Source organism: Sphingomonas benefaciens (assembly GCF_052907485.1).
Window position 1 is genome coordinate 419,908 of record NZ_JBREIC010000003.1, and the last position, 25,999, is coordinate 445,906.

22 protein-coding genes are annotated in these 25,999 nt (G+C 64.7%); 11 read left to right on the forward strand and 11 right to left on the reverse strand.

Annotated elements, in window-relative coordinates:
• The first annotated feature begins 312 nt into the window (after nt 1–312).
• A complete protein-coding gene (locus ACU5AX_RS13185; protein ID WP_446691295.1) occupies nt 313–2,586 on the forward strand; it encodes a beta-glucosidase in 2,274 nt (757 codons plus the stop codon).
• 124 nt (nt 2,587–2,710) lie between these two features.
• On the opposite strand, the gene ACU5AX_RS13190 is transcribed toward ACU5AX_RS13185, so the two are convergent.
• Both ACU5AX_RS13190 and ACU5AX_RS13195 read right to left on the reverse strand, forming a co-directional pair.
• Nucleotides 2,711–3,292, reverse strand: coding sequence for a TetR/AcrR family transcriptional regulator (locus tag ACU5AX_RS13190; RefSeq protein WP_446691296.1), 582 nt, complete (start codon nt 3,290–3,292; stop codon nt 2,711–2,713).
• Nucleotides 3,293–3,419: 127 nt separating this feature from the next.
• Nucleotides 3,420–5,768, reverse strand: a complete 2,349-nt coding sequence (locus ACU5AX_RS13195) for a TonB-dependent receptor (RefSeq protein WP_446691297.1) — start codon at nt 5,766–5,768, stop codon at nt 3,420–3,422.
• Nucleotides 5,769–5,875: 107 nt separating this feature from the next.
• On the opposite strand from ACU5AX_RS13195, the gene ACU5AX_RS13200 reads away from it, so the two are divergent.
• The 5 genes from ACU5AX_RS13200 (at nt 5,876) to ACU5AX_RS13220 (ending at nt 10,656) form a co-directional block, all read left to right on the forward strand.
• Nucleotides 5,876–8,095, forward strand: coding sequence for a beta-glucosidase family protein (locus ACU5AX_RS13200; protein ID WP_446691298.1), 2,220 nt, complete (start codon nt 5,876–5,878; stop codon nt 8,093–8,095).
• A gap of 38 nt (nt 8,096–8,133) precedes the next feature.
• A complete protein-coding gene (locus ACU5AX_RS13205; RefSeq protein ID WP_446691299.1) occupies nt 8,134–9,048 on the forward strand; it encodes an alpha/beta hydrolase in 915 nt (304 codons plus the stop codon).
• Nucleotides 9,049–9,101: 53 nt separating this feature from the next.
• Nucleotides 9,102–10,058, forward strand: a complete 957-nt coding sequence (locus tag ACU5AX_RS13210) for an alpha/beta hydrolase (RefSeq protein ID WP_446691300.1) — start codon at nt 9,102–9,104, stop codon at nt 10,056–10,058.
• 124 nt (nt 10,059–10,182) lie between these two features.
• The gene (locus ACU5AX_RS13215; protein WP_446691301.1) at nt 10,183–10,470 is read left to right on the forward strand and encodes a hypothetical protein; all 288 of its coding nucleotides are present in this window, start codon (nt 10,183–10,185) and stop codon (nt 10,468–10,470) included.
• Between the two features lie 12 nt (nt 10,471–10,482).
• Nucleotides 10,483–10,656, forward strand: coding sequence for a hypothetical protein (locus tag ACU5AX_RS13220; protein ID WP_446691302.1), 174 nt, complete (start codon nt 10,483–10,485; stop codon nt 10,654–10,656).
• 498 nt (nt 10,657–11,154) lie between these two features.
• Here ACU5AX_RS13220 and ACU5AX_RS13225 read toward each other — a convergent pair whose 3' ends face one another.
• Nucleotides 11,155–12,057, reverse strand: coding sequence for an alpha/beta hydrolase (locus ACU5AX_RS13225; protein ID WP_446691303.1), 903 nt, complete (start codon nt 12,055–12,057; stop codon nt 11,155–11,157).
• Nucleotides 12,058–12,370: 313 nt separating this feature from the next.
• On the opposite strand from ACU5AX_RS13225, the gene ACU5AX_RS13230 reads away from it, so the two are divergent.
• From ACU5AX_RS13230 to ACU5AX_RS13240, 3 genes are all read left to right on the forward strand, one after another.
• Entirely contained in the window at nt 12,371–12,502 is a 132-nt protein-coding gene (locus ACU5AX_RS13230; protein WP_446691304.1) for a hypothetical protein, read from the forward strand.
• Between the two features lie 176 nt (nt 12,503–12,678).
• A complete protein-coding gene (locus ACU5AX_RS13235) occupies nt 12,679–13,134 on the forward strand; it encodes a Ros/MucR family transcriptional regulator (RefSeq protein WP_446691305.1) in 456 nt (151 codons plus the stop codon).
• 378 nt (nt 13,135–13,512) lie between these two features.
• Nucleotides 13,513–14,310, forward strand: coding sequence for a glycoside hydrolase family 16 protein (locus tag ACU5AX_RS13240; RefSeq protein ID WP_446691306.1), 798 nt, complete (start codon nt 13,513–13,515; stop codon nt 14,308–14,310).
• 174 nt (nt 14,311–14,484) lie between these two features.
• On the opposite strand, the gene ACU5AX_RS13245 is transcribed toward ACU5AX_RS13240, so the two are convergent.
• Nucleotides 14,485–15,273 (reverse strand): glycosyltransferase family 2 protein, encoded by a 789-nt coding sequence (locus tag ACU5AX_RS13245; RefSeq protein WP_446691307.1) that lies wholly within the window; start codon nt 15,271–15,273, stop codon nt 14,485–14,487.
• A gap of 271 nt (nt 15,274–15,544) precedes the next feature.
• Entirely contained in the window at nt 15,545–15,901 is a 357-nt protein-coding gene (locus ACU5AX_RS13250) for a hypothetical protein (protein ID WP_446691308.1), read from the reverse strand.
• A gap of 446 nt (nt 15,902–16,347) precedes the next feature.
• Here ACU5AX_RS13250 and ACU5AX_RS13255 point away from each other — a divergent pair, with 446 nt between their 5' ends.
• Nucleotides 16,348–16,884, forward strand: coding sequence for a J domain-containing protein (locus ACU5AX_RS13255; RefSeq protein ID WP_446691309.1), 537 nt, complete (start codon nt 16,348–16,350; stop codon nt 16,882–16,884).
• Between the two features lie 127 nt (nt 16,885–17,011).
• Here the strand turns inward: ACU5AX_RS13255 and ACU5AX_RS13260 are convergent, their stop codons facing one another.
• From ACU5AX_RS13260 to ACU5AX_RS13285, 6 genes are all read right to left on the reverse strand, one after another.
• Nucleotides 17,012–18,103 (reverse strand): DUF5694 domain-containing protein, encoded by a 1,092-nt coding sequence (locus tag ACU5AX_RS13260; RefSeq protein ID WP_446691310.1) that lies wholly within the window; start codon nt 18,101–18,103, stop codon nt 17,012–17,014.
• Nucleotides 18,104–18,120: 17 nt separating this feature from the next.
• Nucleotides 18,121–19,632, reverse strand: coding sequence for a serine hydrolase domain-containing protein (locus ACU5AX_RS13265; RefSeq protein WP_446691311.1), 1,512 nt, complete (start codon nt 19,630–19,632; stop codon nt 18,121–18,123).
• A 243-nt stretch (nt 19,633–19,875) separates the two neighbouring features.
• The gene (locus ACU5AX_RS13270) at nt 19,876–20,052 is read right to left on the reverse strand and encodes a DUF6771 family protein (protein WP_446691312.1); all 177 of its coding nucleotides are present in this window, start codon (nt 20,050–20,052) and stop codon (nt 19,876–19,878) included.
• Nucleotides 20,053–20,408: 356 nt separating this feature from the next.
• Nucleotides 20,409–21,149 carry an IclR family transcriptional regulator gene (locus tag ACU5AX_RS13275; RefSeq protein WP_446691313.1) on the reverse strand — a complete coding sequence of 247 codons (741 nt, stop codon included), beginning with the start codon at nt 21,147–21,149 and terminating at the stop codon, nt 20,409–20,411.
• A 47-nt stretch (nt 21,150–21,196) separates the two neighbouring features.
• Nucleotides 21,197–21,871 carry an RraA family protein gene (locus ACU5AX_RS13280; RefSeq protein WP_446691314.1) on the reverse strand — a complete coding sequence of 225 codons (675 nt, stop codon included), beginning with the start codon at nt 21,869–21,871 and terminating at the stop codon, nt 21,197–21,199.
• Nucleotides 21,872–21,919: 48 nt separating this feature from the next.
• Nucleotides 21,920–24,814, reverse strand: coding sequence for a TonB-dependent receptor plug domain-containing protein (locus ACU5AX_RS13285; RefSeq protein ID WP_446691315.1), 2,895 nt, complete (start codon nt 24,812–24,814; stop codon nt 21,920–21,922).
• A 27-nt stretch (nt 24,815–24,841) separates the two neighbouring features.
• On the opposite strand from ACU5AX_RS13285, the gene ACU5AX_RS13290 reads away from it, so the two are divergent.
• The gene (locus ACU5AX_RS13290; protein ID WP_446691316.1) at nt 24,842–25,969 is read left to right on the forward strand and encodes a hydroxyacid dehydrogenase; all 1,128 of its coding nucleotides are present in this window, start codon (nt 24,842–24,844) and stop codon (nt 25,967–25,969) included.
• The last annotated feature ends 30 nt before the right edge of the window (nt 25,970–25,999 follow it).

Consider the following 25,999-nt stretch of genomic DNA (forward strand, 5'->3'; position numbering starts at 1 on the left):
AATCCTCCCCACGCGCGATGGCGTTGATCGCCCTCGTCTTCGTCGGTCGGCCTGTGCGTCGGTCGATGGACAGGCTGACGGCATCGGATGTGCCGCACGGACACGAAACGAAAAAATAGAATTTGCCGATCGACCGATCAGTAAAGTGAATGAATGGTCGCCGGCGCATCGATGCGTCGAACCGATCGGTCGATTGATGTTTTGGATTGGACGCGCCGAGCGGTGTCGTAGTCTAATCGTCCGATACGATCCGCGTCGCGGCCCCCCCCCTTGGGCCGGCCCGGGAGGCGCGGGCGACAGGGAGACGGAACCATGACGGGATTTGCCATCGCGCCGGTACGACGTTCGGCATCGGCAAGGCTGGCGGCGTCGGCCACGCTGGCGCTGCTGGCGTCGACAGGGGGGATGGCAGCGGCGCAGCCCGCCGCACCGCAGGCGGGTGCCGCGACGGCGTCTCAGTCGGGTCCGTGGATGAACGCCAGCCTGCCCGCGGATCGCCGTGTCGCGCTGCTGCTCGCGCAGATGACGCGCGCCGAGAAGCGGCAGCTGGTGCACGGGTTCTTCGCCACCGACTTTCCGCCGAAAGGTTTCAAGGCGCCGGCAGGCGCGCGCATCGGGTCGGCGGGCTATGTCCCCGGCATTCCCCGGCTGGGTATTCCGGCGCAATGGCAGGCGGATGCCGGCATCGGCGTCGCGAGCCAGGGCGGCGCACCGCGCAAGCGCGAACGGACCGCGCTGCCCTCCAACCTCGCGATCGCCGCCTCGTGGAACCCGGCGCTCGCCGAGCGCGGCGGCGCGATGATCGGGGCGGAGGCGCGGGCGTCGGGCTTCAATGTGCTGCTCGCGGGCGGCGTCAACTTGGCGCGCGAGGCAGGGAACGGCCGCAATTTCGAATATGGCGGCGAGGATCCATTCCTCGCCGGCACGATGGTCGGTGCGCAGATCGCGGGCGTGCAGTCGAACCACATCATCTCGACCGTCAAGCATTTCGCGATCAACGACCAGGAAACCGATCGCAACACCGGCAATGCGGTGATCGACCCGGCGCAGGCGCGCATGTCGGACCTGCTGGCGTTCGAGTTCGCAATCGAGCGGGGCGCGCCGGGATCGGTGATGTGCGCCTACAACCGCGTCAACGGGCCGTTTTCGTGCGAGAGCCCGTGGCTGCTGACCGACGTGCTGCGCCGCGACTGGCACTGGCCGGGCTATGTCATGTCCGACTGGGGCGCGACGCATTCGACCAAGCCGGCGATCGAGGCGGGGCTCGACCAGCAATCTGGCTATCCGTTCGACAAGGAGTCGTATTTCGGCGCCAATCTCGACGCGGCGCTGCAGTCGGGCGCGGTGAGCGAGGCGCAACTCGACACGATGGCGGGGCGCATCCTGCGCGCGATGATCGTCCACGGCGTGTTCGACTACCCGGTGACGGCCGCGCCGATGGACCTGCCGGATGCGATGCTTGCCCGGCATGCCGTCGTCACCCGTCAGGCGGCGGAGGGCAGCATGGTCTTGCTGCGCAACGAGGACGCGATCCTGCCGCTGTCGGCAAAGACCCGCTCGATCGTCGTCATCGGCGGCCATGCCGACAAGGGCGTGCTGGCGGGCGGCGGCTCGTCGCTCGTCTATCCGAAGGGCGGCAATGCCGTACCAGGACTCAAGCCCGCGTTCTGGCCGGGGCCGGTCATGTACTACCCATCCTCGCCGTTGGAGGCGATCCGGCGCCAGGCGCTGGGTGTCACGGTTACCTTCGTCGACGGCAGCGATCCGGCGGCCGCGGCGGCGGCGGCGCGGACCGCGGACGTCGCGATCGTCTTTGCGACGCAATGGACGGGCGAATCATTCGACGTGCCGCTCGCGCTGCCGGACAACCAGGACGCGCTGATCGACGCTGTGGCGGGCGCGAACCGGCGCACCGTCGTGGTGCTGGAGACGGGCGGCGCAGTCCTGACACCGTGGCGGGACAAGGTCGCCGGCGTGCTCGCCGCCTGGTATCCCGGCACCGCGGGCGGCGAGGCGATCGGCAACGTCCTGTTCGGCCGCGTCAATCCGTCGGGGCATCTCCCGATCAGTTTCCCGGACACTGCTGCGCAGTTGCCGCGCCCCGGCCTGCCGGCCAAGGACACGTTCACCTATGCCGAGGGCGCGGCGGTCGGCTACAAATGGCTCGACAAGCAACGGCAGCGCCCTGCATTTGCCTTCGGCCACGGCCTGACGTACACCCGGTTCGACTATGGGGCGTTGCGGGCTAGTGCCGAGGGAGGGGCCGTCCGTGCGACCTTCACGGTACGCAATACCGGCAAGGTCGCCGGCACCGCCGTGGCGCAGATCTATGTAGCCGGTACAGGTTGGGAAGCGCCCAAGCGCCTCGGCAATTTCGCAACGCTGAGCCTGGCACCGGGACAAGCGCGAAGCGCAACCGTCACGATCGACCCACGGCTGTTTGCGACCTTCGACGAGCAGGCGCGCCAGTGGCGGATCGAAGGAGGTACGTACAAGGTGATGCTGGGTAGCTCGTCCGATTCGGTCGCACAGGAAGTTACGGTGATTTTGGCGCAGCGGGTGTTTCCAGCCGACTGGCGTCGATGAAGGTAGTGAGGGGCGCTGTCGGATGAACGAACGTCCGGTTTTTGGATGAGCAAACGAGGTGCCGCGCGTCCGCTTCTGGGTCACCGAGGTGAGGGAAGGACGGCTGAACTCGTACCGAACTGTTCTATCTTGTCCTTGATAGCCCGGGAGGGGACAGCAATTCCTCGATCTTGCCGTTCGGGGCTGCGCGGTCCAGCAGCGAAGCGAGTAAATCAACCGACTCCAGCATTGCATCGGGATCGTCGATGAATTCGCGGCCCAGCGACATGCCGCGCATCGCCCAGACCACCAGGCGGATCGCCGAATTGTCCGCGACATCCGTGCCCAGCCGTTCGCGGAACGCCTTGGCGGCGAGTTCCTCGATCGCCGCCTGCACCGGCTTGATGAGCGCGGCGAGCTCGGGTTCGCTGCGTGAGGCGACGAATATCTCGAGCACCGCAATCCCCGAGGGGCGCGAGAGTACCTCCCAGGAGATGCGCGGCCAATCCGAAACGCGCGATCCGATCTGCCGCTCACGCTGCAATTCGCGGTAGGCGAGCACCTCTTCATCGAAGACCCATCGCACGACCTCGGCAATGAAGGCAGCGCGCGATGCGAAATGATGCGTGATCGCACCACGGCTCACTCCCGCCTCGTCGGCGATGACCGCGTTGCTGGCGCGGGTGTAGCCGAGCCGGCTGATCGCGCGGACCGCCGCCTCGAACAATGCCGCGCGCGTGTCGGCCGTCCGCTGCTCCTGCGTCCGCCGCTGCACCTTTGCCCCGTTCATCCTCACTCCCTCGACGTGGCGCGAGCATGAGCGCGTCCCGCTGCGCGAGACAAGGCCCCATCCATCAGAAGCGCCATTCGAACGCCCCGCCAATGCGGCGGAAGGCATTGTCGGGCAGCGTCTGGACATATTGGCCGACTGAGAAATTGCCGGGATAGATGGTGGCAGCGTAACGCTTGTCGAACAGGTTGCGGACGAACACGCTGAAGCGGGCGTGATCGCCGATGTCGCCGATCCCGATCGTGCCGTTCACCACCGAATAGCCCGGCTGGATCGTATTGGGGTCGTTGATCGCGTAATAGAAGCGGCTGCGGTAACGCCAGTCGGCGGTCACGAAGACCTTGAGGTCGCCGCCGATCGGCTGGTCGAGGTTGGCGGCGAGGCTGGTCGTCCATTTCGACGCCCCGACCAGCGGCGTTCCCGCAGCGTTGAAGCTGGGCCCGGCGAGCGTGCAGCCCTGAGCCGCGGTCTGCCCGGCGAAGCACGCGACGTTGTAGTTGCCGTATTTGGCGTCGAGATAGGTGACGCCGCCGTTGAGCGTGACCCCGCGCGCCGGCCGCACGATCGCCTCCGCCTCGACACCGCGCGTCTTGAGTTCGCTGGCGTTGCCGGTGCGGAACGAGCCGAGGCCACCGTTGAGCGAAGGGTCGAAGACCTGCGCCTGGAAGTCGCGGAAGTTGTTGATGAAGCCTGCGACGTTCAGGCTGAGCTTGCGGTCGAGCAGATCGAACTTGGCGCCGACTTCGTAAGCGTCCACCTTTTCCGGATTGACGTTGAACGCGACGCCCGCCGCGGAGCTGACCGCGGGGCCTTTGTACCCACGCGTATAGGTCGCATACAGGTTGGCAGTTGGCGCCAGCGCATATTCGATGCCGGCACGGCCCGAAAAACCGTCGGCGTTGCGAGCGGCTGTGATCGGCGCGGCGAGCGCCCCGACGCAGCGCTGGCCACCGCTCAGCAGGAAGGTGACGAGGTTGCAGACCCCCGGCACCGTGGTGACGGTGGTGGTCGAGTCGATCTCGTCGTGGGTATAGCGACCACCGGCGATCAGGCGGAGCTGCGACGTCAGGTTGAACGTCAGCTGCGCAAAGCCGGCATAGCTTTTGGTCGTGTAATTGAAGTTCGACTGGCCGTTGACCGGCGACAGGCGCACCGGGAAGCTCGCAGGGAAGACGCCGAAGGTGCCATCCTGCAGAATCTGCGCGTCGATGTGCTGGCGGAAGAAGTACAGGCCCGCTGTATAGTCGACGGCGCCGGGCTCCGCGTTGGCGATGCGCAACTCCTCCGACAGCTGATACGATTGAGAATTAGCGATGTTGGTGTCGAAGAAGGGCACCGGCGTCTGGTCGACGTCGTTGTTCGCACGCGCCTTCAGATTGCGATAGGCCGTGACCGACGTGATCGCGACGGGCCCCGCGTCGTAGTTCACCGACAGCTGCGCGCCGAAGCTCTTTTCGTCGCGCACCACGTCGGTGCTGCCGATCGCGGTCTTGTTGTTGGTGGGGGAGGCGACGACGCCGAGCGCGGTATTCTGAGCGAACACGAAATTGGCAGGCGCCAGCGGGCGGAAGGCAGCGGGGATCGGCGTCGGGTCGTTGCCGCCGAATTTGCGGATCGTCGAATAGGCTTCGATACCGCTGTTATTCTGGTTGTCGACGATCGCATACAGCGTCAGCCGGTCGGTCGGCTTCCACAGCAGTTTGCCCGTGCCGAACCAGCGCCGCACCGGATCGAGCCGGCCCGGGCCGACCAGCTGCGTCGATGGCTTCTGATATTGGTAGCCGCCGACGACGCGCAGCGCGGCTGTGTCGCCGATCGGCAGGTTGACGACCGCTTGCGACTGCACCTGATCGCGACTGCCGGCCTGGACGCGGCCGCTGGTCGAATAGACGCCGAGCTCGGGCCGCGCCGTAGTGATCGAGATGAGGCCGGCCGTCGTGTTCTTGCCGAACAGCAGCCCCTGCGGACCGCGAAGCACCTCGACGCGCTCGACGTCGGCAAGCGAGTTCAAGGGCACGTAGCGGGGCAGGGTGATGTTGACGTCGTCGACCGCAATGCCGACCGCCGACTCGATGCCGTAGTCGAAGGAATTGGTGCCCACGCCGCGGATCGCGAAATTGGGCACCCCGGGCGTCGCGGTGAAATTGAGGCTGGGCGCGCGCTGCGTGATGTCGGCGAGCTGGTTCGCGCCGGTTTCGCGGAGCGACTGGCCGTTGACCACGGTGATCGCGATCGGCACGTCGCGCAGATTTTCCGAGCGGCGCTGCGCGGTGACGATGATGTCACCCTCGGCTGTGGTTGCGTCGGCCTGCGGCGACGATGCCTGGGCATCGGCCACCGGCGCAGTTTGTGCCTGCGCGCTGCCGGCCCATGCCAGCGCACTCGAACCTATCAGCAGTGTCAATCCGCGCATCGTCTAATCCTCACCCAATTCGCGGTCCGCGCCGCTTGACATCAAGCATCGTCTGCTCAAAACATACTGTCAAGCGCGTATGTAAGTTTGCGTGATGGGAGAGGGGTATGATGACGTTCCGCCACAGATGCGCCACGGTGACCGCGCTGCTGCTCTGTACGGCGGCAGGACAGGGCGTGGCGCAGACGCGGGCACCGTCATCCGACGCGAAGGCCGCGGAGCGACGCGCCGCCGATACCGAGCGTCGCATGCGGCCAGACGAGCGGACGACGTTGACCCACGGCCTGTGGGCCATTCCGCTGATCCCCAATGTCGTGATCCCGCCCGAGGCGGTACTCGGCGCAGGCTATGTCACCGGCATCCCGCGGCTCGACGTCCCGGCGTTGATCGAAACCGATGCAAGCTTGGGCGTGTCCTACATCGCCGGCCTGCGCAAGGACGGCGCGACGGCGCTTCCGTCGGCAACCGCCATGGGGTCGACCTGGAACCCGGACCTGATCCGGCGGGGCGGTGCGATGATCGCGAGCGAGGCGCGGGCAAAGGGCTTCAACGTGCTGCTCGGCGGCGGCATCAACCTGATGCGCGATCCGCGTAACGGGCGCACCTTCGAATATTTCGGTGAGGATCCGCTGCATTCGGGCGTTCTGGGCGGGGCAGCGATCGACGGTGCGCAATCGCAGCACGTAATGTCGACGGTGAAGCATTTTGCGCTTAATGCGCAGGAGACCGGCCGGCATGCGGTTGACGGGCGTATTTCGGACGACGCATTTCGGATGAGCGACCTGCTCGCCTTCGAACTGGCGATCGAGCGCGGCAAGCCGGGCGCAGTGATGTGCGCCTACAACCGCGTCAACGGCGCGCCGGCGTGCGGCAGCGACTATCTGCTCAACCGCGTGCTGAAGCGGGATTGGCGCTACCCCGGGTTCGTCATGTCGGACTGGGGTGCGGTCGGCGCCACGGACTTCGCGCTGGCCGGACTCGACCAGCAATCGGGCGCGCAGATCGACAAACAGGTGTATTTCGGTGCGCCGCTGGCAGAGGCAGCGGCGCGCGACAACGCCTATGCCGCACGCGTCGCCGACATGAACCGGCGCATCCTACAGTCGATTTATGCGGTCGGGCTGGATGCGCATCTGCCAGTGAAGGGGCCGATCGACTTCGCCGCAAACGCGGCCGTCGCTCGCGCGGTCGAGGACGAAGGCATCGTACTGCTGCGCAATCAAAACGCGCTGCTGCCGCTGTCGAAGGACGTGCGATCGATCGTGGTGATCGGCGGCTATGCCGATTCGGGCGTGCTGTCGGGGGGTGGTTCGACGCAGGTCCAGCCCGAAGGGGGACCGGCGGTATCGTTGCCGATGGGCGGCGAAGGGCCGCTCGCCAAATACAACAACCAGACATACCACGGCACCGCGCCGCTCGCCGCGATCCGTGCCCTCGCACCCAAGGCGAAGGTGACGTTCGTCGATGGCCGCTATCCGGCGGAAGCGGCCGCGGCGGCGCGCCGGGCAGACGTCGCCATCGTCTTCGCGACGCAATGGATGAGTGAAGGCGCGGACGTGCCCAACCTCTCGCTGCCCGGCGGTCAGGATGCGACCGTCGCTGCGGTCGCCGAGGCCAATCCCAAGACGATCGTGGTGCTCGAAACCGGCGGGCCCGTGCTGATGCCCTGGCTCGATCGCACGGGTGCGGTGCTGGAGGCGTGGTATGGCGGCGCGCGTGGTGGCGATGCGATTGCCGCAACGCTGTTCGGTGACGTCGACCCGTCCGGCCGTTTGCCGGTGACATTCCCCGCCTCGCTCGACCAGCTGCCTCGGCCGGCGTTGCCATATGCCGGGATGATCGATCGTGATTTCGCCGCCGGCGTCGCCGAGGGCAAGACCTATCCGATCGACTATGATGTCGAGGGCGCCGACGTCGGCTATCGCTGGTTCGCGCGCAACGGGGCAAGCCCGCTGTTCCCGTTCGGATTCGGGCTGAGCTATACGACGTTCGACCATCGCGCGTTGCAGATACGGGGCGGCGCGTCGCCCAGTGCCACCGTCACGATCCGCAACACGGGTACGCGCGCCGGCAGCGATGTCGCGCAGCTTTACCTCGTCTCGACGCCGGCCGGGCGCACGCTCCGACTCGCCGGCTTCGCCAAGGTGACGTTACAACCTGGCGCGACCGCGACCGCCGCGCTGGCCATCGAGCCGCGCGTGCTCGCTGACAGCAAGGGTGGTCGCTGGACGATGCCGGCAGGCACCTACGGCTTCGCGCTCGGCCGGTCCGCGACCGATCTGGGGCCGGTCGTCACCGTCCGTCTGCCGGCGCGCGAGTGGCGCTGAGCAGCACGGTATTTGGGGCATCAGAAAAGGGTCATTCGATGGCAGGTCTTCGCATTCTCACCGCACTGCTCGCGCTGGCCTTGCCGCTGCCGCTTGGGGCGCAGACCATCCCGGTCGAACCGATGGCGACGCCGGTGCAGCCCGATGCGATCCCGCTCGGAACCGGCGGCGTGCCGGGCATGCCAACGGAAAGCTGGTTCACGCTCGCCGGCCGTCCGACGGTGCGCAACGTGTCGACCGCGACGCTGCTCCCCGTGCTGCCCGCGAAGGGGAAAGCGACCGGCGCCGCGGTCGTCATCGCGCCCGGCGGCGGCTTCGTGATGGAATCGATGGAGGCGGAGGCGATGAAGCCTGCCCGCTGGTTCGCCGACCATGGCATCGCGGCCTTCGTCCTGAAATACCGGCTCGATCCGACGCCCACGCCGATGGAGGCCTTCAAGCAGGCCGCGCTCGCCCGCTTCGCCGCCGCCGCGATCGCGGGGGCGAAGGGTGGCGCCGACATCCCCGCGCCCGCGCCGGCGCTTGCCGACGCACAGGCGGCTATGCGGCTGGTCCGCACCCAGGCCGCGCGCTGGGGAGTCAATCCCGACCGCGTCGCCTATGTCGGCTTTTCCGCCGGCGCGATCATGGGCGTCAATCTGGTGAAGGCCGCCGCCCCAGGGACGACGCCGGACCTGATCGCCGCCATCTATCCGTCCATGGCGCCGAGCATTGTCGCCCCGACTGCACCGCCGCTGTTTGTCGCGGTCGCGAGCGACGACGAGCTGTTCGGCAAGCAGGGCTACGGTCTGCCCGACAGCTGGCGACGCGCCGGCCGTCCGGTCGAACTGCACGTCTACGAACATGGCGGCCACGGCTTCGGCTTCGACGGCAAGCCGGGCACGACCAGCACTGGCTGGAGCGAGGCGCTGCTCGGCTGGCTCGGTGCGCACGGCTGGCTCACCAAACGATAAGAACGGCCCGCAGAGGCCGCCGAGAGGATACCCCCTGACGAGGAGACGGGACGATGCGTTGGTCGCTGATAGGTGCGTTGAGTGCGATAATCCTTTCGCAGCCGGTCACGGCGGCGACGTACCAGCCGAACGGGCCGATCGAGCGGCGATATGCCGCGTATGGTCCGTGGGCGACGGCGACCATCGTGTCGAACGGCGCCTGCGACCACGAGGGCAATGTCTGCGACATCTGGTATCCCGCAGAGCTCGGCACCAATCCGCTGAAGCGCATGGCGAGCGGCTTCCGCCATCCGGTGATCGTCTTTGCCAACGGCACCGCCGACACCGTGCCCGCCGACAAGAACGGCTATTTCCTGCGACACCTCGCGAGTTGGGGGTTCATCGTCATCCGCTCGCGGGATGGCTGGACGGGACAGGGCGATACGGTGACCGACGCGGCGAACTATCTGCTCGGCCTGTCGCGCGATCCCCGGAGCGTCTTCTACGGTAAGGTCGACGCCGACAATATCGGGCTTGCTGGCCATTCGCAGGGGGCCGCGACCGCGACGTTATTGTTTTCGCGCAACGACACCCTGTTCAAGACCTATGTGCCTATTGAAACGCCGCTACGCGCCGTCTGCGTGGTGGCCAATTGCACGATCGACCTCGGCGCTTTGCCGCAGGTGACGCGCGGTTCGATCTTCTACATCGGCGGCGATGCCGACGTCATTTCCAGCCTGCCGACCAACCTTGGCTATTATACACCGACCTCGGATGCGGTGGACAAGGTGATGGGGATGATCGCGCTCGGCGCTCACACCGAGATCGAGGGTAACCCCGATTGCGCGACTGGTGGAATTCCGGGTTCGTGCAACATCGGCGTCTATCCACTGCTCGGCTATCCCACCGCCTGGTTCATGTGGAAGCTGCAAGGCGCAGGCGACGGCCCGGCGGCGTTTGGCGCCGATGGCGAGCTTGCCCATGCATCCCCCGCATGGCTCGGCGTGCTCAGCAATGTCCGCCCGCGCTGATCGATTCACCGTAGGGTGGGCGCTGGCTGGGCTCAGCGTCGCGGTGTTCGTGTTGGCAGCAATTGGGGCCCGAAGGCCATCGCTTGTTGTCCCGCCATCCGATCGTGTCAGGGTCGTCTCCTCTATGGCAAAGGCCACCGTTTCCGTCAGACACGTCGATCCGCCTTCATCGCCCGCTTGGAAGGGGCCGGCGCACTTTGCGGTGATCAGCGCGCTTCATCTGCCAATGAGGACAGAGTTGCGTGACGTGACGGGTACGCAACCGACCCGGCAGGTTCTTTGCGGTCAGGCGCGGACCGGGTCGGACCAGCCGTTCCGACGCTTCACTTACGTGAAGACGGCGAAGCTAGGCGCGATCGACGATGGCGGGGCCGATTTCGCAGAGGCCTACGCGCAATTGTGCGGCCACTAACGGTAAAGTGACATGGACATGGCTGGACATGGCGGCTCTGAACCCGACACCACCCTGCTCGTAGGCGCCTCACGCGAGCTGGGGCTGACGACGGCGACCGCCTTTGTCGGAATGGGCTGGTATGTCGTCGGCATAGTGGACGAAGACCGGCCGTGCGGCATGCCCGACGTCGCCGCGCACTCGTAGCAGGTGCGTATCCAACGGATCGACATCACCCACCCGATCAGATCTCAGCTTTGCTCGAATGCCTGGCGGCCATCGTATTCGATGCTGTGTTCTAACGCTGCTCGTGGCGCGGACGATCAAGGACGCGGCACCTCCCCAGCGATGGCCTCATCGGTGTGACGTTATCTGGGCAGATCACTGGCGCAAAGATTTGCCGGAAGGGAGCGTACGACGACTCTTGCGGCATCACTCAAGGCGCCTTCGGGTGCCAATGAGGCGATCTCAAAACCTGTCGTTACGCTGACCGCTCGACAGGACAGGTCGGGCTTGCGCTTGATCGATCGATACGACGCGACGGCCCCTGGGTGAGTGTTGCGGCCGACCAAAGCGGAAGGGGCCAGCCCGCGCCTTTTTTGCGAAACGGATCACTTGAACGAACGTCCGATGTTGGAAGGTCGCCGTGCCGTTTCCGATGACTGCTTCTGGGTCAGCCTCGACGAGCATTGATCGGACTTGCCTTCAGCGACGATCGGCGTTCCTTACGTTTACCGTCGACCGAATGAACCCCGCGACATCCGCAAGCACCGGCCCACGACCGCGAAACGGGCGGGCAAGTGCGAGTAGGATGCCGACATGGCCCAGTTTAGGATATGCCCGTTGCTTCACCGCAACGCCGCCCGCGCGCAGCCTGTCGGCCAGCGCCTCGCTGTTTCGAGGACGGACGACGGTATCCTCGGTCCCGTATAGCAGGAGCGCGGGTGGATCGCCGCTTCCGGCCCATGTCACCGGCTGCGTCTCCGCCGGGTTGGATATCTGCCCGAAGGCGGCACGGCTCGCATCTACATCGAACGGGGCGAAGTCATAGGGGCCGGCAAGCCCGACGAACCCCCGCACCACCGATCGCGCCTCTCCCAGCCAGCGCGGGTCGACCGCCAGCATCGCGGCGATGTAAGCGCCCGCCGAATGGCCCATCAGCACGACCGAGCGGCCATCGCCGCAATATCGATCGGCGTTCGTGTGCGCCCAGTGCACGGCGGCAGCCCCGTCCTCGACGAACGCCGGATAGCGGACGTCGGGCACCAGTCGGTAATCCGGAATAACAGTCACGAACCCCTGTGCCGCCAGCGCGCGGCCGACGAATGCATAGCCCGCGCGCGTCCCACTGTTCCAGCTGCCGCCATAGAAGAACACAACGACCGGCCGTGGCTGGCCGCAAACGCCGCGCGGCGCATAGACGTCCAATCGCTGGCGGGGCGCCGATCCGTAGGCCAGCCCCCTAGCGACCAGAGCACCGCCGCGATCTTTTGGCACCAGCCTGTCGAACGCGCCAAGCGGCGAACAGGCGGTGGCAAGCGCCCCGAGCAAGGCGCCAATCCCCGGCCCCGCGCCGCGCCGCCTGACGCCATTCCTGCTTACGATCATATGGTGCGTCCTTCCGTTTCCCCGCAGCGTAGCCGACGTTGCCGGGTGGGGCGCGCCCCACCCGGCTTTTTTCAAACGCGGCCCCTGCGCCGCATAGGGGGTAATGGCCGACCCCCATCATCTAGAGCGTTCGTCGTTGTCCCTATGCGGGCCGGGCGGCATTCACGAGACCTACGTTTGCCGCATCAAGCGGAGCCGCCGTACTTCGCTTATCATGGTCGTCGGCAAGCTTGCCGAGCCGCTTGGCGTCAATAGCGCAAGTATGCTTGGCACCTAATCTGTTTGAAAACTTCATTTAGCCTTCAGTCTACTGATGGCGGCTGAAATGGACGATGCGGCTGCGGATTTAATCGAGCAGATGCTACACAAAGCGGCGAGCATCATAGAAGATGCCGGAGCAAGTATCTTCGTCAATGAAACGGCCGCGCCGAAAACGCGTTTCTAAAAAATTTCAAAAGGCGGCTGATTCAGATCGGGCAGGTCGTGGACAAGGCTGAAGCTCTCATAAATGAAATGTGTTCACAGAATGAGGAGAAATGCTGGCAATTGGTTGGGCACCTTATTGCGAACAGAAATGGGCCGCGATAATGGGTAGCATCATTTCAAATGGAAAGAGACGCAATGACTGACCAATACGATATTCACCCTGTCGAGCTTGCGACGGAACTGACGGTTGCGTGGCTGGGAAATCAGCACAATCGCGTCAACGCTGATGACGTCCCGGCTTTCCTGACGAAAATGCACGAAACGGTTGTCGCTTTGTCGACCGGTGCCACGGCAAGCCCGCAAGAACCGTCAGTTGGCGAGGCGGAGTACACGCCATCGGTTTCTGTGCGTAAGTCGCTCGCCTCCCCCGACGTCATCTTTTCAATGATCGATGGTAAGCCTTACAAGACGCTGAAGCGCCATCTGGCGACCAATGGTCTGACGCCTGACGAATACCGCAAGCGCTACAATCTGAAGAGCGACTATCCGATGGTCGCGCCGTCCTATGGCGAAGCTCGTCGCCAAATGGCCAAAAAGATTGGCCTTGGCCGTAAGCCTGGCCAAACGCCCGGCCATAAGGCCTCCAAGTAAGGCTGTTGTGGGGAGCTGATGTCTTCATCGGCTCCCTTATCAGTTATGACTTAGCAAGTTTGCGGCTTGCTATCTCTAGAATGTAGCTATGGCGCTCCGGCTAGGCTGGCGACCTCGACCCTATGGCACTGTTTGTCCCAGAGCGAACTACCGATCACGACAGGCCGAAAATGTGCGGCGTAGGTGCGATTTCGACACCCTTATGCTTAGCCAAGGCTGTCGCTTTGACCTGTGACGCCTCCGCCTTGATGCAGCCCGGCCGTCGGTGCTTGGCAGCCCCGTTCGGATCCGATCACTTGCGCCCGATACCATGTCGCGCCAGTCTTTAGGTTACCAGCGATAATCTACCCGTGAAGGCACGGGGGTGGGAGGTGCCGAATGCTGCTCGCGCTCGCTATGTTGCAGGCCACCACGCTCGGCGCGACCAATTACGCAGCGGACCAGCCGATCGCCGCGCCGATGCGCAAGCCCGTCTTCGCCGACGAGTTCTCCGGCTCTACCGTGGACGATTTAAAGTGGCATTTCGACATATCGCGCAACCGCGAGGGCTGGCCCAACCACGAGCTAGAGTACTACGGCCCGGACAACGCTCGCGTCGCCAATGGCGCGTTGGACATCGTCGCGCGTAAGCAACGCCCCCAGAAGCTTGATACCGGCGGACAGAGTTACACCTCGGCGCGAATGGTCAGCCGGCAGGCCTTCGGCTACGGCTTCTATCAGATTCGGGCGCAGCTGCCCTGCGGACGTGGCATGTGGCCGGCGATCTGGCTGCTGCCCAACAAGGGCTCATGGCCTGCGATGGGCGAGATCGACATCATGGAGATGGTCGGCTGGGACCGGAACGTCATCCACGCGACACTGCACAGCGCGAAGTACAACCACGTGTCGAAGACGCAGCGGGGTGCGCAGATCAAGGTCCCCACTGCCTGTTCCGCGTGGCACGACTACCAGCTCGACTGGGGGCCCGACGAAATCCTCATCGGCGTCGACGGACGTGCCTACATGCGGGTCGTCAACGATGAACCAGGCGATCCCGCAGCCTGGCCCTTCATCAAGCCATTCCAACTCATCCTTAATCTTGCGGTCGGGGGCGATTGGGGCGGGGTCAAAGGGGTCGACGACGCGGCCATGCCGCAACGGATGCGCGTGGACTATGTGCGATACTGGAAGCAATAGCTTCCACGGGTATGACGCCAAAGCCAACCCGTCACGCATCATTCCCGAAGCCGTGCGGCCGTCGGATCGTCGAGTCGAGCAGCCGTTCTCCAGTCACATAGACCCGCTTCGAGCCACCCGAGGCGGCAGCCAGGCGGGCGTCCGCTCGGGTACATCACGTAACGCTTGGGTGCTTCAGGCCTCATCGAGGCAGGCAGCACCTGCCAGGCCATTGGTTCCGCCGACGGTCTCCAGGAACCCTGCGACCAGGGGGTGGGCCTGCACCCGCTGTGCATTGCGCCGTCCCGCTTCTCCGTCCAGGCTCAGCCGATTGGCCTCCGCGACGTGGTAGATGGCGACTGTCGCATCGATCCGGCTGAAGCGCGCGCCCTCGGCGGCGAGCCTGACATAGAAGTCCCAGTCATTGCAGTTGTGGAAGGAGGGATCGAACCCGGCGACGCGCACCGCAAAGGTACGCCGCACAAGGGACCAACTGGGGCCGATCGCTCCGGTCATAGCCAACGCGGCGAGGATGTCGCCGCCCTCCCAGGCGCATTCGGGGGCGCCCAACCCACCGTCGGGCCAAGCACGTCGAAATCGGCCGACCACCACGTCGCTATTTAGACCGCCGGCAAGCAGCGCAGCGGCGGCGTTCGGCAACCATACGTCGTCGCTGTCCAGAAACGCGACCCACTCCGCCCTCGCCACGGCAAGTCCAGCGTTTCTTGCGGCGGAAGCCCCGCCGTTGCGCGGCATCAATATGGAGTGGACGGAAGCGTGCCTGCGCTCGAGAGCAGCAAGGACCTCGGCTGTGCTGTCAGTCGATGCGTCATCGACGAGAATCACCCGATCGGGCGCGACGTCCTGAGACAGGATACTCGCCACGGCGGCTGTGACGGTTTCGGCACGGTTGAAGCATGGAATGACGACGTCGTAGGTCGCCCGCCTCACGTCGTGAGACGGGCAGAAATCGGATTGCAGCATGGCTTCGATATAGATGCTCCGGCGTCGGCCGCAACGCACCGTGTCGTTGATGCTCCTTCATACAGCTCGGTCACGTGCCCGGGTTTCAGCCTTCAAGACGCCGTAATGCTTGCCGGTCATGACGCGGCTCTCGGACTGGAGCAACTTTGCGCAGAATTTCAACAAATGAATTTCGAGCTTGCCATTGCTCGATAGGCGGCCACGCTCAGATAATACTTACGAGATATTAAATGTCGAAACCGATACATCGTAGCGGATGCTTGCGAAGCAGTCAGGTAATCCATTCAAGAGCGGCAGCGCGGCTATTGAAGACGGCCATATTGTCGCGGTTCTCGCATATGCGCTTGGCTTGTTGACGAGCAAGGACGCCTTCCGTGTACATCGCAACACGCCTGTGAACCATGGCGGGATGCTCTGCGAGCGCCTTCATGGCCAAAACGACATCTTGTATCTGTATGTTGGCTTTCGTAAAGTCGTATAGAGAAGCCGGCGGTTTGGAGCCGATCGGAAACCGTGCAATTTCTGAACCCAACTCTTTCGTAAAGGCCTCGCACTCTGCCAGTGTGCAAAGACCCTCCACCTTGACCTCGATGTAACGTGCATCATGGTTGACGTTGATGGTGTACAATCCGTCCTCCGCTGCGCAGGTGCCTTCTTGCTAGCGGTCTGCGAGGCCTTTACTCTGGTCTCACAGAAAACGCGACCTTGCGCTGCCTTTGTCTTGTGGCGGTCCGGTAAGTGATTTCCTAAAGCCCCGCTTTGAAGAGGCTTTAAACTCAGTTTGATGTGCGATTGTTTGAGGTCTCGTCGGGCGAGAGCTTATAGAGCGGCAGCTCGCTGTAATCGTGCGAGTAAGAGGGGATCGGTCGGCTGGTCCAATCCAGCCCGTCCATTGACACGCTAAGCTGGCCGTTCCCTATGATCTCTTGATGAACGACTGGTAGTAGTCTGGAAGCGAGCGGCACCGGCTAGCCGCCGACTCTGGGTCGTGGAGTCGCGATAGCTCCCGGTCCGGTTAGATCGCGCGCCAAGGGGACTTTTCTTTTTCGCGTTTTAGCCGCAAATAACGGCAAAATGGCTGTCTCACCCGACTATTATTCTGTCTTAGGGGTGCCCTCGACGGCAAGTCGCGAAACCATCCACGCTGCGTGGAAAGCGCTGCTCCGTCAATATCACCCCGATGCCAATCATGGTGTGGATGTTTCTGCTCGTGCGAAAGAGATCAACGAGGCGTATTCTGTTTTGGGAAGAAAGGCCGCACGCGCTGCCTACGATCGGTCGCAATTCAGGTCTCCTGCCCACCGAGCGGCCGCGGGCCGTCCGTTTGACCCCAGGAGAGCCGGCAGGCGCCCGATGCGACCCAGCCCATCTATGCAGCCCAGTGGTAGCTTCTCGCAGCCGCTAGAGACCAACGAATGGCTGATGGGCCTTTTCCTTCTGATCCTTACCGCCGCACCAATCGCTACAATCCTGGTTCTGTGGAATGAGGGATCGGGGTCGGCGCCAACGGTTCGACATAGCGTCGTTGCTCACCCCGCGCCTGAGCCATCAGCAAGCGCCGTCCGCAGCTCATCAGGCACAAAACTCGGGCTTCAAAAGCCTGCTTCCTAGAAATTTGCTCAGTCGCGATCTGCGAGTTCGCAGGGTCATCCGCCAAAAGCGATCTTAACCGGAGTATGAACGAGCGGCCGAAGCGGAGAAGCTGGGTAGGGGGCGGGAACGACTGATTATGGATCCCTCAGCAGCCCGCCGGCGTCGCGTCTAGCATCGCGGCGGAAGAGACAATCTCGATATCGGCGAGCCGGCGCAGATACGCCTCGACGAAGGGCTTGTGCGCCGCGCCGACGACCAGCAGCGCCCGGCCGCCCGGGATGCGAGCGGTCACCTCGCGCACTGCGGTCGCCATGTGGAGGTTCTGCGCCTCCCATGCTGCGACCGACTGGCGGCCCACGCGGCCCATCGTCGGCTCGCGCAGTTGTGAATACCACTGGGCGTCGGCGTCGAGGCGACCGAACGCGGCCGAGTTCACCCAGCGTAGTCGCCGCATCACCTCGGGCTGCGTGGCCAGGCGGAGGCGGTCGGCGGACTCGGTGCGAAAGGCGGGGGTGTCGTGATTGAACAGGGCCTTCTGTCCAGGCGTTGCGTCGACCGCGGCGGAGAAGGCCGTAAAGTCGGGGCGGGCGGTATCGCTTGAATGGTCGCCTGCGCCGTACACCCGCTCAAGCCCTGCGTCAGCGGCGGTGCGCGCCGCGATCGAGGAGAGCTCACCGCGCCCTCGAGCAATCTGATCGAGGTTTTTTGCGAGTTCAGAATCGACGCCGTCGCTCGCAATCCGTTCGGTGGCGGGCAGGCGCATCCATTGGACGACCGCGGAGAAGGGTTCGGCGGCGGCGGCGAAAAGCGCTGCGAGGCGGCGGCGTTCGGCGGGGGTGCGCGGCGGGGCCGCTGCGAGCTTCTCGGCGGCTGCCAGCGCCTCGGCGGGGCCAATTCTTAGCGAGGCCTGTGCACCGCGCGCGATCTTAAGGGTGCCGCCGCCATATTTGCCCGCGTCGCCGTGATACGCCTTGTAGGCGTCGAGCATCATGATTTGCTCGCCTGGCATCGCCTCGGTCAGCACTGCGTTGGGCCGGTACGCCTGGAGGCGGCAGAGCACCGGGCGAAGCCATTCGGTGCGGAATGCCGGGTCGGCATTTTCGAGATGCGTGACGCCGAGAACCATCACTTTGGTCGTCGGCAACGCGAGCTGGCGATCTTGCGCGAGTTCGGGGCTAGGCAGCGGCAGCGCGACGGCGGCGCTCGCGAGCAGGAGCAGCGAGGAAGCGATCGCCACAGTCGGAACTGGGAACCTCATTGTGCCTGCTCCTTCAGCACGGCTAGCCGACCCATCGCATGGTCGTTGCCGGGATCGTGCCTCAACGACGCCTGGTAGTTGGCGATCGCGCGCGGGCGGTCGTTTGCGGCCTCGTAGCCCATGGCGAGGCTGTCGAGCGCATTGGCGCTGTCCGGGTGCAGTGCGACGGCGAGACCAAACACGGCGACTGCCTGCCGCGCCTCCCCGGCATCGAGCAGCATGCCGCCCCAACTATTGAGGTCGTCCTCGCTCACCATGAAGCCGGGCGCCCTGCGTAAACGGTCATAGGTGCGCTTTGGATCTGCAAAGCCGTCGGCGATCAGCGCGGCCCGCAGCCGCTTGACCGGAAGTGGCAGGCCGCCGCCGTTTGCGGTGAGCAGGTCGGGCAAGAACTGGCCCGCGATCTCGTCGATGAACTCTTCGGGGTTCGCCCCCGCAAGGTTGGTAAGCACCACCACCGCCAGATCGTCGTGCGGGTAGACGAAGAAGGCAGACCGGCGGCCGCCGATGCCCGCTGCGACCTGATGCCCGCCATGGTCGGAGACCGGCCAGCCCATCGCCCACGGACCGGCACGACCGTTGTTGAAACGTCCGGGGCTCCACAGCGTCCTTCGGCTCGCAGGCGTCAGAAGCGTGTCGTCACCCAGCGCGATCAACCAGTTCGCGACATCGCTGGCACTCGCGTTTAGCCCGCCAGCGGTGCGCATGAAGGGCGAGAATTCGTCCCAGGCATGTTCAACCGGGCGCGTCTGCCCCTGCACCGCGCCGCCTCGATAGCGGTAGGTACGAGCCCGTCCAGGCATCAGGTCGCGCCCATCGCCGAACGCTGCGACGCGCATTCCGGCGGGCGCGAACTGTCGTTCTTCGATGAAGCGCTGGAAAGGCACGCCTGACACCCGGTCTATGAGCTTGCCAAGCAGCACGTAGTTGGTCTGGTTGTAGCTAAATTGGGTACCCGTCGGCGACTGGAAGGGCATCTTTTGAACCGCAGCCCAAGCGGATGCCTCGTCGCCGTTTCCCACGAGCGAGCCGGTGCCTTGCCCCTTGGGCTGGATCAGCACGTCAGGCAGGCCAGACAGATGCGCCAACAACTGGGCAACGGTGATGCGCATCCATGTCGGGGGCAGGTCCGGCAGATAGCGTCCGATCGGGTCGGCGAGCGACAACTTGCCGTCCTGGACAAGCTGCAAAACCGCGACCCCGGTAAAGCTCTTGGTCGCCGAGTTGAGGGTGAAGGCAGTCCGCGGCGTCACCGGGGTTTGGGTCTCGAGATCGGCGATGCCGAACGCCTTGTTGTAAACGATCTGACCCGAGCGGATAACGGCGACCTGCATGCCTGGGATTGCACGGTGACGCATCTGATCCCTGACGACGGCGTCTATGCCCGCGACACTCCGGGGGGACGCGAACTGCGGTGCATTTGCGCTTGCGACTAAATGAAGCTGCGGCGGCGCCGTGGCCGGGACCAGCAATGCGACGCCTGCGAGCACTGACAAGAGCGAGTTCATGCCCGATGACTACATATGTAGTCGCGGCTGGTCAATCTGCCATGATGCTCGGTCGTGGATTAGGGCTTTGGGCAAACCGCGCTAATTGAGCGCGTCCGGGCAAGCCGGAGCATTTAGCAGGCTTCATCCCGGCGTTATCGCTGCAACAAGGCGGTGGCGCGACGAATAGAAAGAGCGGCAGGTCACGGGGGTGGGAGCTGTAGTTTGAAGGCCGGAAGTGGGTCCTTGCTCCCCTTCGTCAGGCTAGTCTTCTTGCCGTCTAGTCTCCGCTCCGGGGCGGAGGGCAGCCGCGATCGTTGCGGCCAAAGCCTCCTCAGCCCTTTGCCGTCCGGCAGGATCCTTTGCGAGCAGATCCTGGCGAATCCATTCGGGTGCCCGACGAACAACGTCGGTAATCACTGCGAGCTGCTCAGAGGTCATAACTCCACATCACCGTCTCACCGCGCCGATTGCAAGCGCGTTCCAGGTAAAGGTACGGAAGCGACCGGTGCGTTAGACTCCGCTGCAGCGAAATGGCTGCTTAGACATCGGTGCCTGAATGCCACGAGTGGCACGATGACGCAGCAAGCTTGTTCCGACAAAGGGCGGGGCCGACGCTTCCGCGCATCCAATCGCTAAATGCGGTCATTCCGCTTGCCGACAAAGACGGACGTTTGAACATCAAGTGAGTCTCTGAGAGGAATGCCTGTTGCAGGTGAACGAACGGCAGAAAGCCGAGAGCGCTTCGATGGACTTGAATGACCAGATTTGGGTCAAATCGTGTCAGGCGGTAGCGGCTACGTCGCAAGCGCGATCGGAACGCGATAAACAGCTTCTGCATCGCCGCCCAAAGCCCGACAGAGACTGAGGCCGGCATGCAGAAGGCGCGAGGCCAGTTCCTTGCTGCGCTGCTCCGTCAGTCGCGGCTCGGGCCCAGCAAGGCTGAGCGTCCCCACCAGCCTGTTACCTTCGCCAATAATGGGCACCGACATCGACGCGACGTGCGGCGTCGTCGCGCCGGCGGTATAGATTGGAAGCGGCGGCAGATCAGGTTTGACGTTCGGCCAGTCGGCGAACAGCCTCAACAGTTGAGCGCTCCCCGCCTCATCCATCGGCCGCTGCGTCCCAGGGGCGACGTCGAGGCGGAGACTGCTTGGGGAGTTCACCCGAAAGAGACAGAGCCGGACATCGCCGTGTCGCACATAGAAGGTCGCCGTTTCTTGGGTTTCGGCAGCCAACCTCGCAAGCACCGGCATGACATGCTGCTCGAGATCGGTGCTCTCCTGGTAGATCGTGCCCAGTCGAACCACGCCACTGCCGAGCTGGTAGCGCCCGTCATGCAGACGCACGATAAGGTTGTAGCGCTCAAGCGAGATGGCGAGGCGCATGATCGTGCTTTTGACGAGCCCGGTGCGCTCCGCAAGCTCGACTAAAGTCAGTGCCTTGTCGCCGGTGCGGAAGCAGGTAAGCAGTTCGAGCGCCCGCTCCGCCGCGGCAACGCCTTCCAGTGCCGGCCTGTCCTTGATGTTCGTCGCCATGCTGATCCCTTCCCCGATCAGTTAGCGGGGAAGGGCGGCGTCTGTCATCACACGCCTTTGCAGCCCAGACGCTTCAGCGTCTCGTCGACCCACGCGCGTGGGTTTTCGCCTCGACGGATCTTCTCCATCTGGGCCGTCTCGGCAGCGTGCTTCGCCGCCGCTGCGGCGTGCACGGCGTGCGCGTCATCAATCGCAACTGCGACCAATCCATCGTCGTCGCCAAGCACGAGGTCGCCGGGATGGATGACCATGCCGTCGATCGCGATTGGCACGTTCACCTCGCCCGGTCCATCCTTGTAGGGACCGCGGTGCGTCACGCCGGCGGCGAAGACGGGAAAGCGACCGGCGCGGATTGTCGCGGAATCCCGTATCGCACCGTAGATGACGATGCCGGCGAGTCCCCGGCTCTCCGCGTGCGCCACCATCAGTTCACCGATTAGCGCGTTCGTAAGATCGCCGCCGGCATCCATCACCACGACGTCTCCAGGTTCTGCAAGGTCGAGGGCCTTGTGGAGCATCAGGTTGTCGCCGGGCCGCGCCTTCACCGTCACTGCCGGGCCAGCCAGCACGCCGCCCCCATGCATAGGACGAAGAGCGGCGCCGCCGGCAGCCATTCGGCTCATGGCATCGCTGACGTTTGCCACCGGCAGCGCGGCAAACTGCCGGACCAAGTCCGCGTCGATGCGGCGGTGAATGGGAAGAACGCGAAAGCCGATGGTCATGCGATTGCTCCTGCCGGCGATCCACGAAACCGGACGCCGGGGTGTCGATCAGAAGTTGAAGCGGAAGCCGACGCGGAACAGGCGGCCGGTGGTGTCATAGAGGCCGGTGTTGGTCGCCAGCGCGATCGTGCCGTCGCCGGGCGCGGCGGGAGGGTCGGTGTCGAGGACGTTGCGGACATTGAAGTAGAATTCCGCACCCTTAAAGCCGACGTCCTCCAGCTTGTAGCCAATCTGCAGATCCCAATAGGCTTGCGGCTTGATGTTCTGGAGATCGATCGCGTCGGGCCCGCGCGTCACGTCGTACCGCCCGCCGCCGATGAATCGCACCTGGTTGAAGACGTTGAAGTTGCCCTTGTAAAAATCAGCCTGAGCGTTGAACCGCCAGTGCGGGTTGGCACTGATTCCGACCTCGCCCGCGCGATCGATCGGTGCCGAGCCCGGCGTGGTCGACGACAGCTTTCCGACGTAGGAGACGACCGTGCGCAGGTTGAGCGTCGCGTCCGTGTCCATCATCGAGGACAGAGGCACGCGATAGCTCGCTTCGACGTCAACGCCGTTGGTTTCGAGTTCGGACAGGTTGATTGGGAAAGCGGTCAAGCCGGTCAGATTGCCGCCGCCATCTCGCTGCACGAGGCTGCAGGCGAGCTGGTTGCCGGTGAAGCACTGGTCCACCGTCTGCTGCGGCGTGAGCGTCCCGATCGCGTCCTTGATCTTGATGTCGTAATAGTCGACCGAGAGATTGAACCCCGGGATCATCGGCGGCTGCAATACCGCGCCGAGCGTAAGAGTGTCGGCCTTCTCAGGCTGCAACTGCGTATTGCCGCCGGTGGTGACGAAGATGCCCGACAGACGGATGTTGTTCTTGAACGGATCGACGATCGTCGCCGACTGCGTACGGCCGCTGGTGAAGAGTTCCGAAAGGTTGGGCGCGCGGATGTCGCGCGAGCGCGTTCCGCGCAGGCGCAGCGCGTCGAACACGGTCCAGCTCAGTCCCGCCTTCCACGTCGTCACACCACCACTAGTCGAATAATCGGTGTAGCGGACGGCCCCGTTGAACTCGAGCGCCTTGGCGAACGGCAGGTTCCGCAGCAGCGGCACCACGGTCTCCACGTAACCTTCGCGCACGTCGTACTTGCCTGACCAGGGCTGCGGGTTGGCGAACAGGAATGCGCCCGCCCGCGAAAGCGGATCGACGTCGAGCTCGGCTGTCTCCTTGCGATATTCGCCGCCAGTCGCGAACGAGACGGGACCTGCCCAGCCTTCGAACAGGGTCCCCGAGACGTTTAGCGACGCGACGTCCTCGGTGAATACCGAGTCGGTGCGGCTGGTGCCGCGCGTGTAGGCAAGGGCGGCGGCGGACGGGGAGCCCTCACCGAAGACGTTGAAGGGCGCGCAGCCGTCGTTGGGGTTGGTCAGCGTGGAGCGGCAGACGATCTGGCCGTTCGCAGGGTTTATGACCGCGTCGGCGGCGCGGGTGAAATTCGCCGTGATCTCGTTGTTGAGGACATCGGTGCGCTGGTTGGTGCGGCCGTGCTGGTAATAGCCGTTGACCTTCAGGCCGCCGACCTTGGCGTTGAAGCCGCCGACAAACCGCCGGGTGTCGGTCGTGACCGCGACGTCTGTAAGGCCGCCCTCCACCGACCAGCGCAGCATCGTCAGGCTGGTGACGGCGGGATTGGCGGCGAGCAGGGTGCGGATGGGCTGGGGCAGGAAGGCGTTGTCGCGCCGGATCGTGATTGGGTTCTGAACTTGGTGGCGATTGACCGAAGTCGAGTAGCGGGTGTCGGTCCAGCCGTAGGACGCCTCGCCGAAGACGGAGAAGTTGTCGGTCAGGTTGTATTCCGCCCGCCCGAAAGCCGACCAGCGCTCCAGGGGACGATTGATCTCCTGAAACAGCTCGGTGTCGACGCCGTCGCCGCCGATCTGCTGGGTAGCTGTGGTGTAAGAGCCGAAGCTATAGGGCGATACGGTGCCACCGGGGCCGAACTGCAGGCCACGAAACAGTGCATTCTGCGCGGCAGTTCCGCCGTTGCCAGTCAGCAGCATGCCGCCATAGGTGCCGAGATTGCGAACATCGTTCGCGAGGATCTGCGCCGGGCCGCCGGCCGGGCCGTTGATGAGGTTGGTGCCTCGCCGAGCCCAGTCGCGCTGCCCCTCGAGAATGCCATCGTTCTTGTAGTATTCGCCGCTGGCAATGAGATGCAGGCGGTTGCCGGCAGTGCTGATGCCTCCGGTCAGGACGGCGCGCTTTTCCGCATTGTCACCCTCGGTCGAGATACCGGACGATACCTCGCCCTTCAGACCCTCGTACTTGGTATCGAGAACGAAATTGACCACACCGGCGACTGCGTCGGAGCCATAAGCGGCCGACGCGCCGCCGGTGACGATGTCCACCCGCTGAATCAGACCCGCCGGCAGCAGGTTGACGTCGACCGTGCCGAACTGGCTCGCCGCGACGAAGCGCCGGCCGTCGAGCAGGGTCAGGGTGCGGACCGCTCCGAGGTTGCGCAGGTTGAGGAAGGATTGGCCGCCGCCCTGTGTGCCGCTGGCACGCTGCGGGCCTGACGTGGCGGTGAGGGCGGGGAGATTGCGCAGCGACTCCGCGATGGTCGAAGGCGCGCTCTTAACCAGCTGGTCGGAATTGATGACGGTCACCGGCGTCGGCGCCGTATATCCGCTGCGGCCGATCCGCGATCCTGTGATGATGATGTCGCCCGCCTGCTGCGGCGTCGCCGTTGTATCGGGCGCTGTGTCGCCGGTCTGCGGCTCCTGCGTCTGGACGGCCTCGGGCGCGGTGGGCAGCGGTGTCGGCGCAGTCTGCTGAGCCGACGTCTGATCGCTTGCCGGTGCTGTCTGCGCGTGGGCGGCCGGCAACCACAGGCAGGCCGCGCTGACGCTGACGAGCAGCATATGACGGGTCGTGGCGATACGGCTGATGAGCATGAAGCCTCTCCTGATTGTCATGCGAGCTTGGCGCTCGTCGTCAGGCGGTTGTATCGAGCGCTCAACCAAAACGCAACGCCATTTCAAAACGCTGTTGCGAGACAGTTATTTGGTGGTAGGATAGTTTCGCGAGCGGGAAAGCCGCCGAAGGAGAGGCGCGTGACGGGGCAGGTGACGAAAACGACCGTGTTGATCGCCGGACCGCTGCTCAGCGACCCCGCGATGGAAGCCGCATCGGCACATGGTCTGAGGCTCGTGCCTCTCAAGCCCTATGCGGGCGCCGACGAGATGATCGATGCGGCGAACGCCATCGACGCGCAGGCGATCGTCGTGAGGATGGGCGTGGTTTCTCGCGCGGTGATCGAGGGCATTCCGACGCTTCGGATCGTCGCGAAACATGGTGTCGGGGTCGATGGCATCGACCGTGATGCGGCAGTGGCAAGGGGCATACCGGTGGTCGTGGCCGGCGGCGCGAACGCGCAGTCGGTGGCGGAGCAGGCGCTGGCGTTATTGATGAGCACGGCGCGATCGACAGCATGGCTCGATCGTCGCGTCCGCGCCGGGCATTGGGACAAGCCGACCTACGCTGGCACCGAGATCACGGGCAAGAGCGTCGGCCTAATTGGGCTGGGCGCGATCGGCCGCGCCTTCCTCCATCTCCTGACGCCCTTCGGAGGGGTGGTGCGCATCTACGATCCGTATCTCGGCGACGCGCAGCTTCCCGGCGGCACGATCCGTTGCGCCAGCGTCCGCGAGCTTCTGGAGCAGAGCGATATCGTCAGCCTGCACTGTCCGCTGACGCCCGACAATCGCGGCTTCATCGATGCCGGTGCCTTGGCCGCGATGTGCCCGGGCAGCATCCTCATCAACACCGCCCGCGGTGAGCTGATCGACGAGGCGGCGCTGGTGGAGGCCTTGCGCTCCGGGCCTCTCGCGGCGGCGGGGCTCGACACCTTCGCAAGCGAACCGCCGGCGGCCGACCATCCGCTCTGGGCGCTCGACAATCTGGTGGTCAGCCCGCACGTGGGCGCCAATACGCGGGAGGCCCGCATCCGCGTCGGCATCAGCGTGGTCGATCAGATCGCCGCCTATCTCAAGACCGGCGCCATCGAGCCCCGTAACCTGGTGAATGCACTGACCGCTACCGCGGCCTGACGACCGGTTACGGTCGCCCGTGAGAGGCGA

Bases quoted from the DNA above. Each gene is read 5' to 3' on its own strand.
- ACU5AX_RS13185 (WP_446691295.1), top strand. From the start codon at position 313: ATGACGGGATTTGCCATCGCGCCGGTACGACGTTCGGCATCGGCAAGG.
- ACU5AX_RS13195 (WP_446691297.1), bottom strand. From the start codon at position 5,768: ATGCGCGGATTGACACTGCTGATAGGTTCGAGTGCGCTGGCATGGGCC.
- ACU5AX_RS13200 (WP_446691298.1), top strand. From the start codon at position 5,876: ATGATGACGTTCCGCCACAGATGCGCCACGGTGACCGCGCTGCTGCTC.
- ACU5AX_RS13205 (WP_446691299.1), top strand. From the start codon at position 8,134: ATGGCAGGTCTTCGCATTCTCACCGCACTGCTCGCGCTGGCCTTGCCG.
- ACU5AX_RS13210 (WP_446691300.1), top strand. From the start codon at position 9,102: ATGCGTTGGTCGCTGATAGGTGCGTTGAGTGCGATAATCCTTTCGCAG.
- ACU5AX_RS13215 (WP_446691301.1), top strand. From the start codon at position 10,183: ATGGCAAAGGCCACCGTTTCCGTCAGACACGTCGATCCGCCTTCATCG.
- ACU5AX_RS13220 (WP_446691302.1), top strand. From the start codon at position 10,483: ATGGACATGGCTGGACATGGCGGCTCTGAACCCGACACCACCCTGCTC.
- ACU5AX_RS13225 (WP_446691303.1), bottom strand. From the start codon at position 12,057: ATGATCGTAAGCAGGAATGGCGTCAGGCGGCGCGGCGCGGGGCCGGGG.
- ACU5AX_RS13230 (WP_446691304.1), top strand. From the start codon at position 12,371: ATGGCGGCTGAAATGGACGATGCGGCTGCGGATTTAATCGAGCAGATG.
- ACU5AX_RS13235 (WP_446691305.1), top strand. From the start codon at position 12,679: ATGACTGACCAATACGATATTCACCCTGTCGAGCTTGCGACGGAACTG.
- ACU5AX_RS13240 (WP_446691306.1), top strand. From the start codon at position 13,513: ATGCTGCTCGCGCTCGCTATGTTGCAGGCCACCACGCTCGGCGCGACC.
- ACU5AX_RS13245 (WP_446691307.1), bottom strand. From the start codon at position 15,273: ATGCTGCAATCCGATTTCTGCCCGTCTCACGACGTGAGGCGGGCGACC.
- ACU5AX_RS13255 (WP_446691309.1), top strand. From the start codon at position 16,348: ATGGCTGTCTCACCCGACTATTATTCTGTCTTAGGGGTGCCCTCGACG.
- ACU5AX_RS13265 (WP_446691311.1), bottom strand. From the start codon at position 19,632: ATGAACTCGCTCTTGTCAGTGCTCGCAGGCGTCGCATTGCTGGTCCCG.
- ACU5AX_RS13270 (WP_446691312.1), bottom strand. From the start codon at position 20,052: ATGACCTCTGAGCAGCTCGCAGTGATTACCGACGTTGTTCGTCGGGCA.
- ACU5AX_RS13275 (WP_446691313.1), bottom strand. From the start codon at position 21,149: ATGGCGACGAACATCAAGGACAGGCCGGCACTGGAAGGCGTTGCCGCG.
- ACU5AX_RS13280 (WP_446691314.1), bottom strand. From the start codon at position 21,871: ATGACCATCGGCTTTCGCGTTCTTCCCATTCACCGCCGCATCGACGCG.
- ACU5AX_RS13285 (WP_446691315.1), bottom strand. From the start codon at position 24,814: ATGCTCATCAGCCGTATCGCCACGACCCGTCATATGCTGCTCGTCAGC.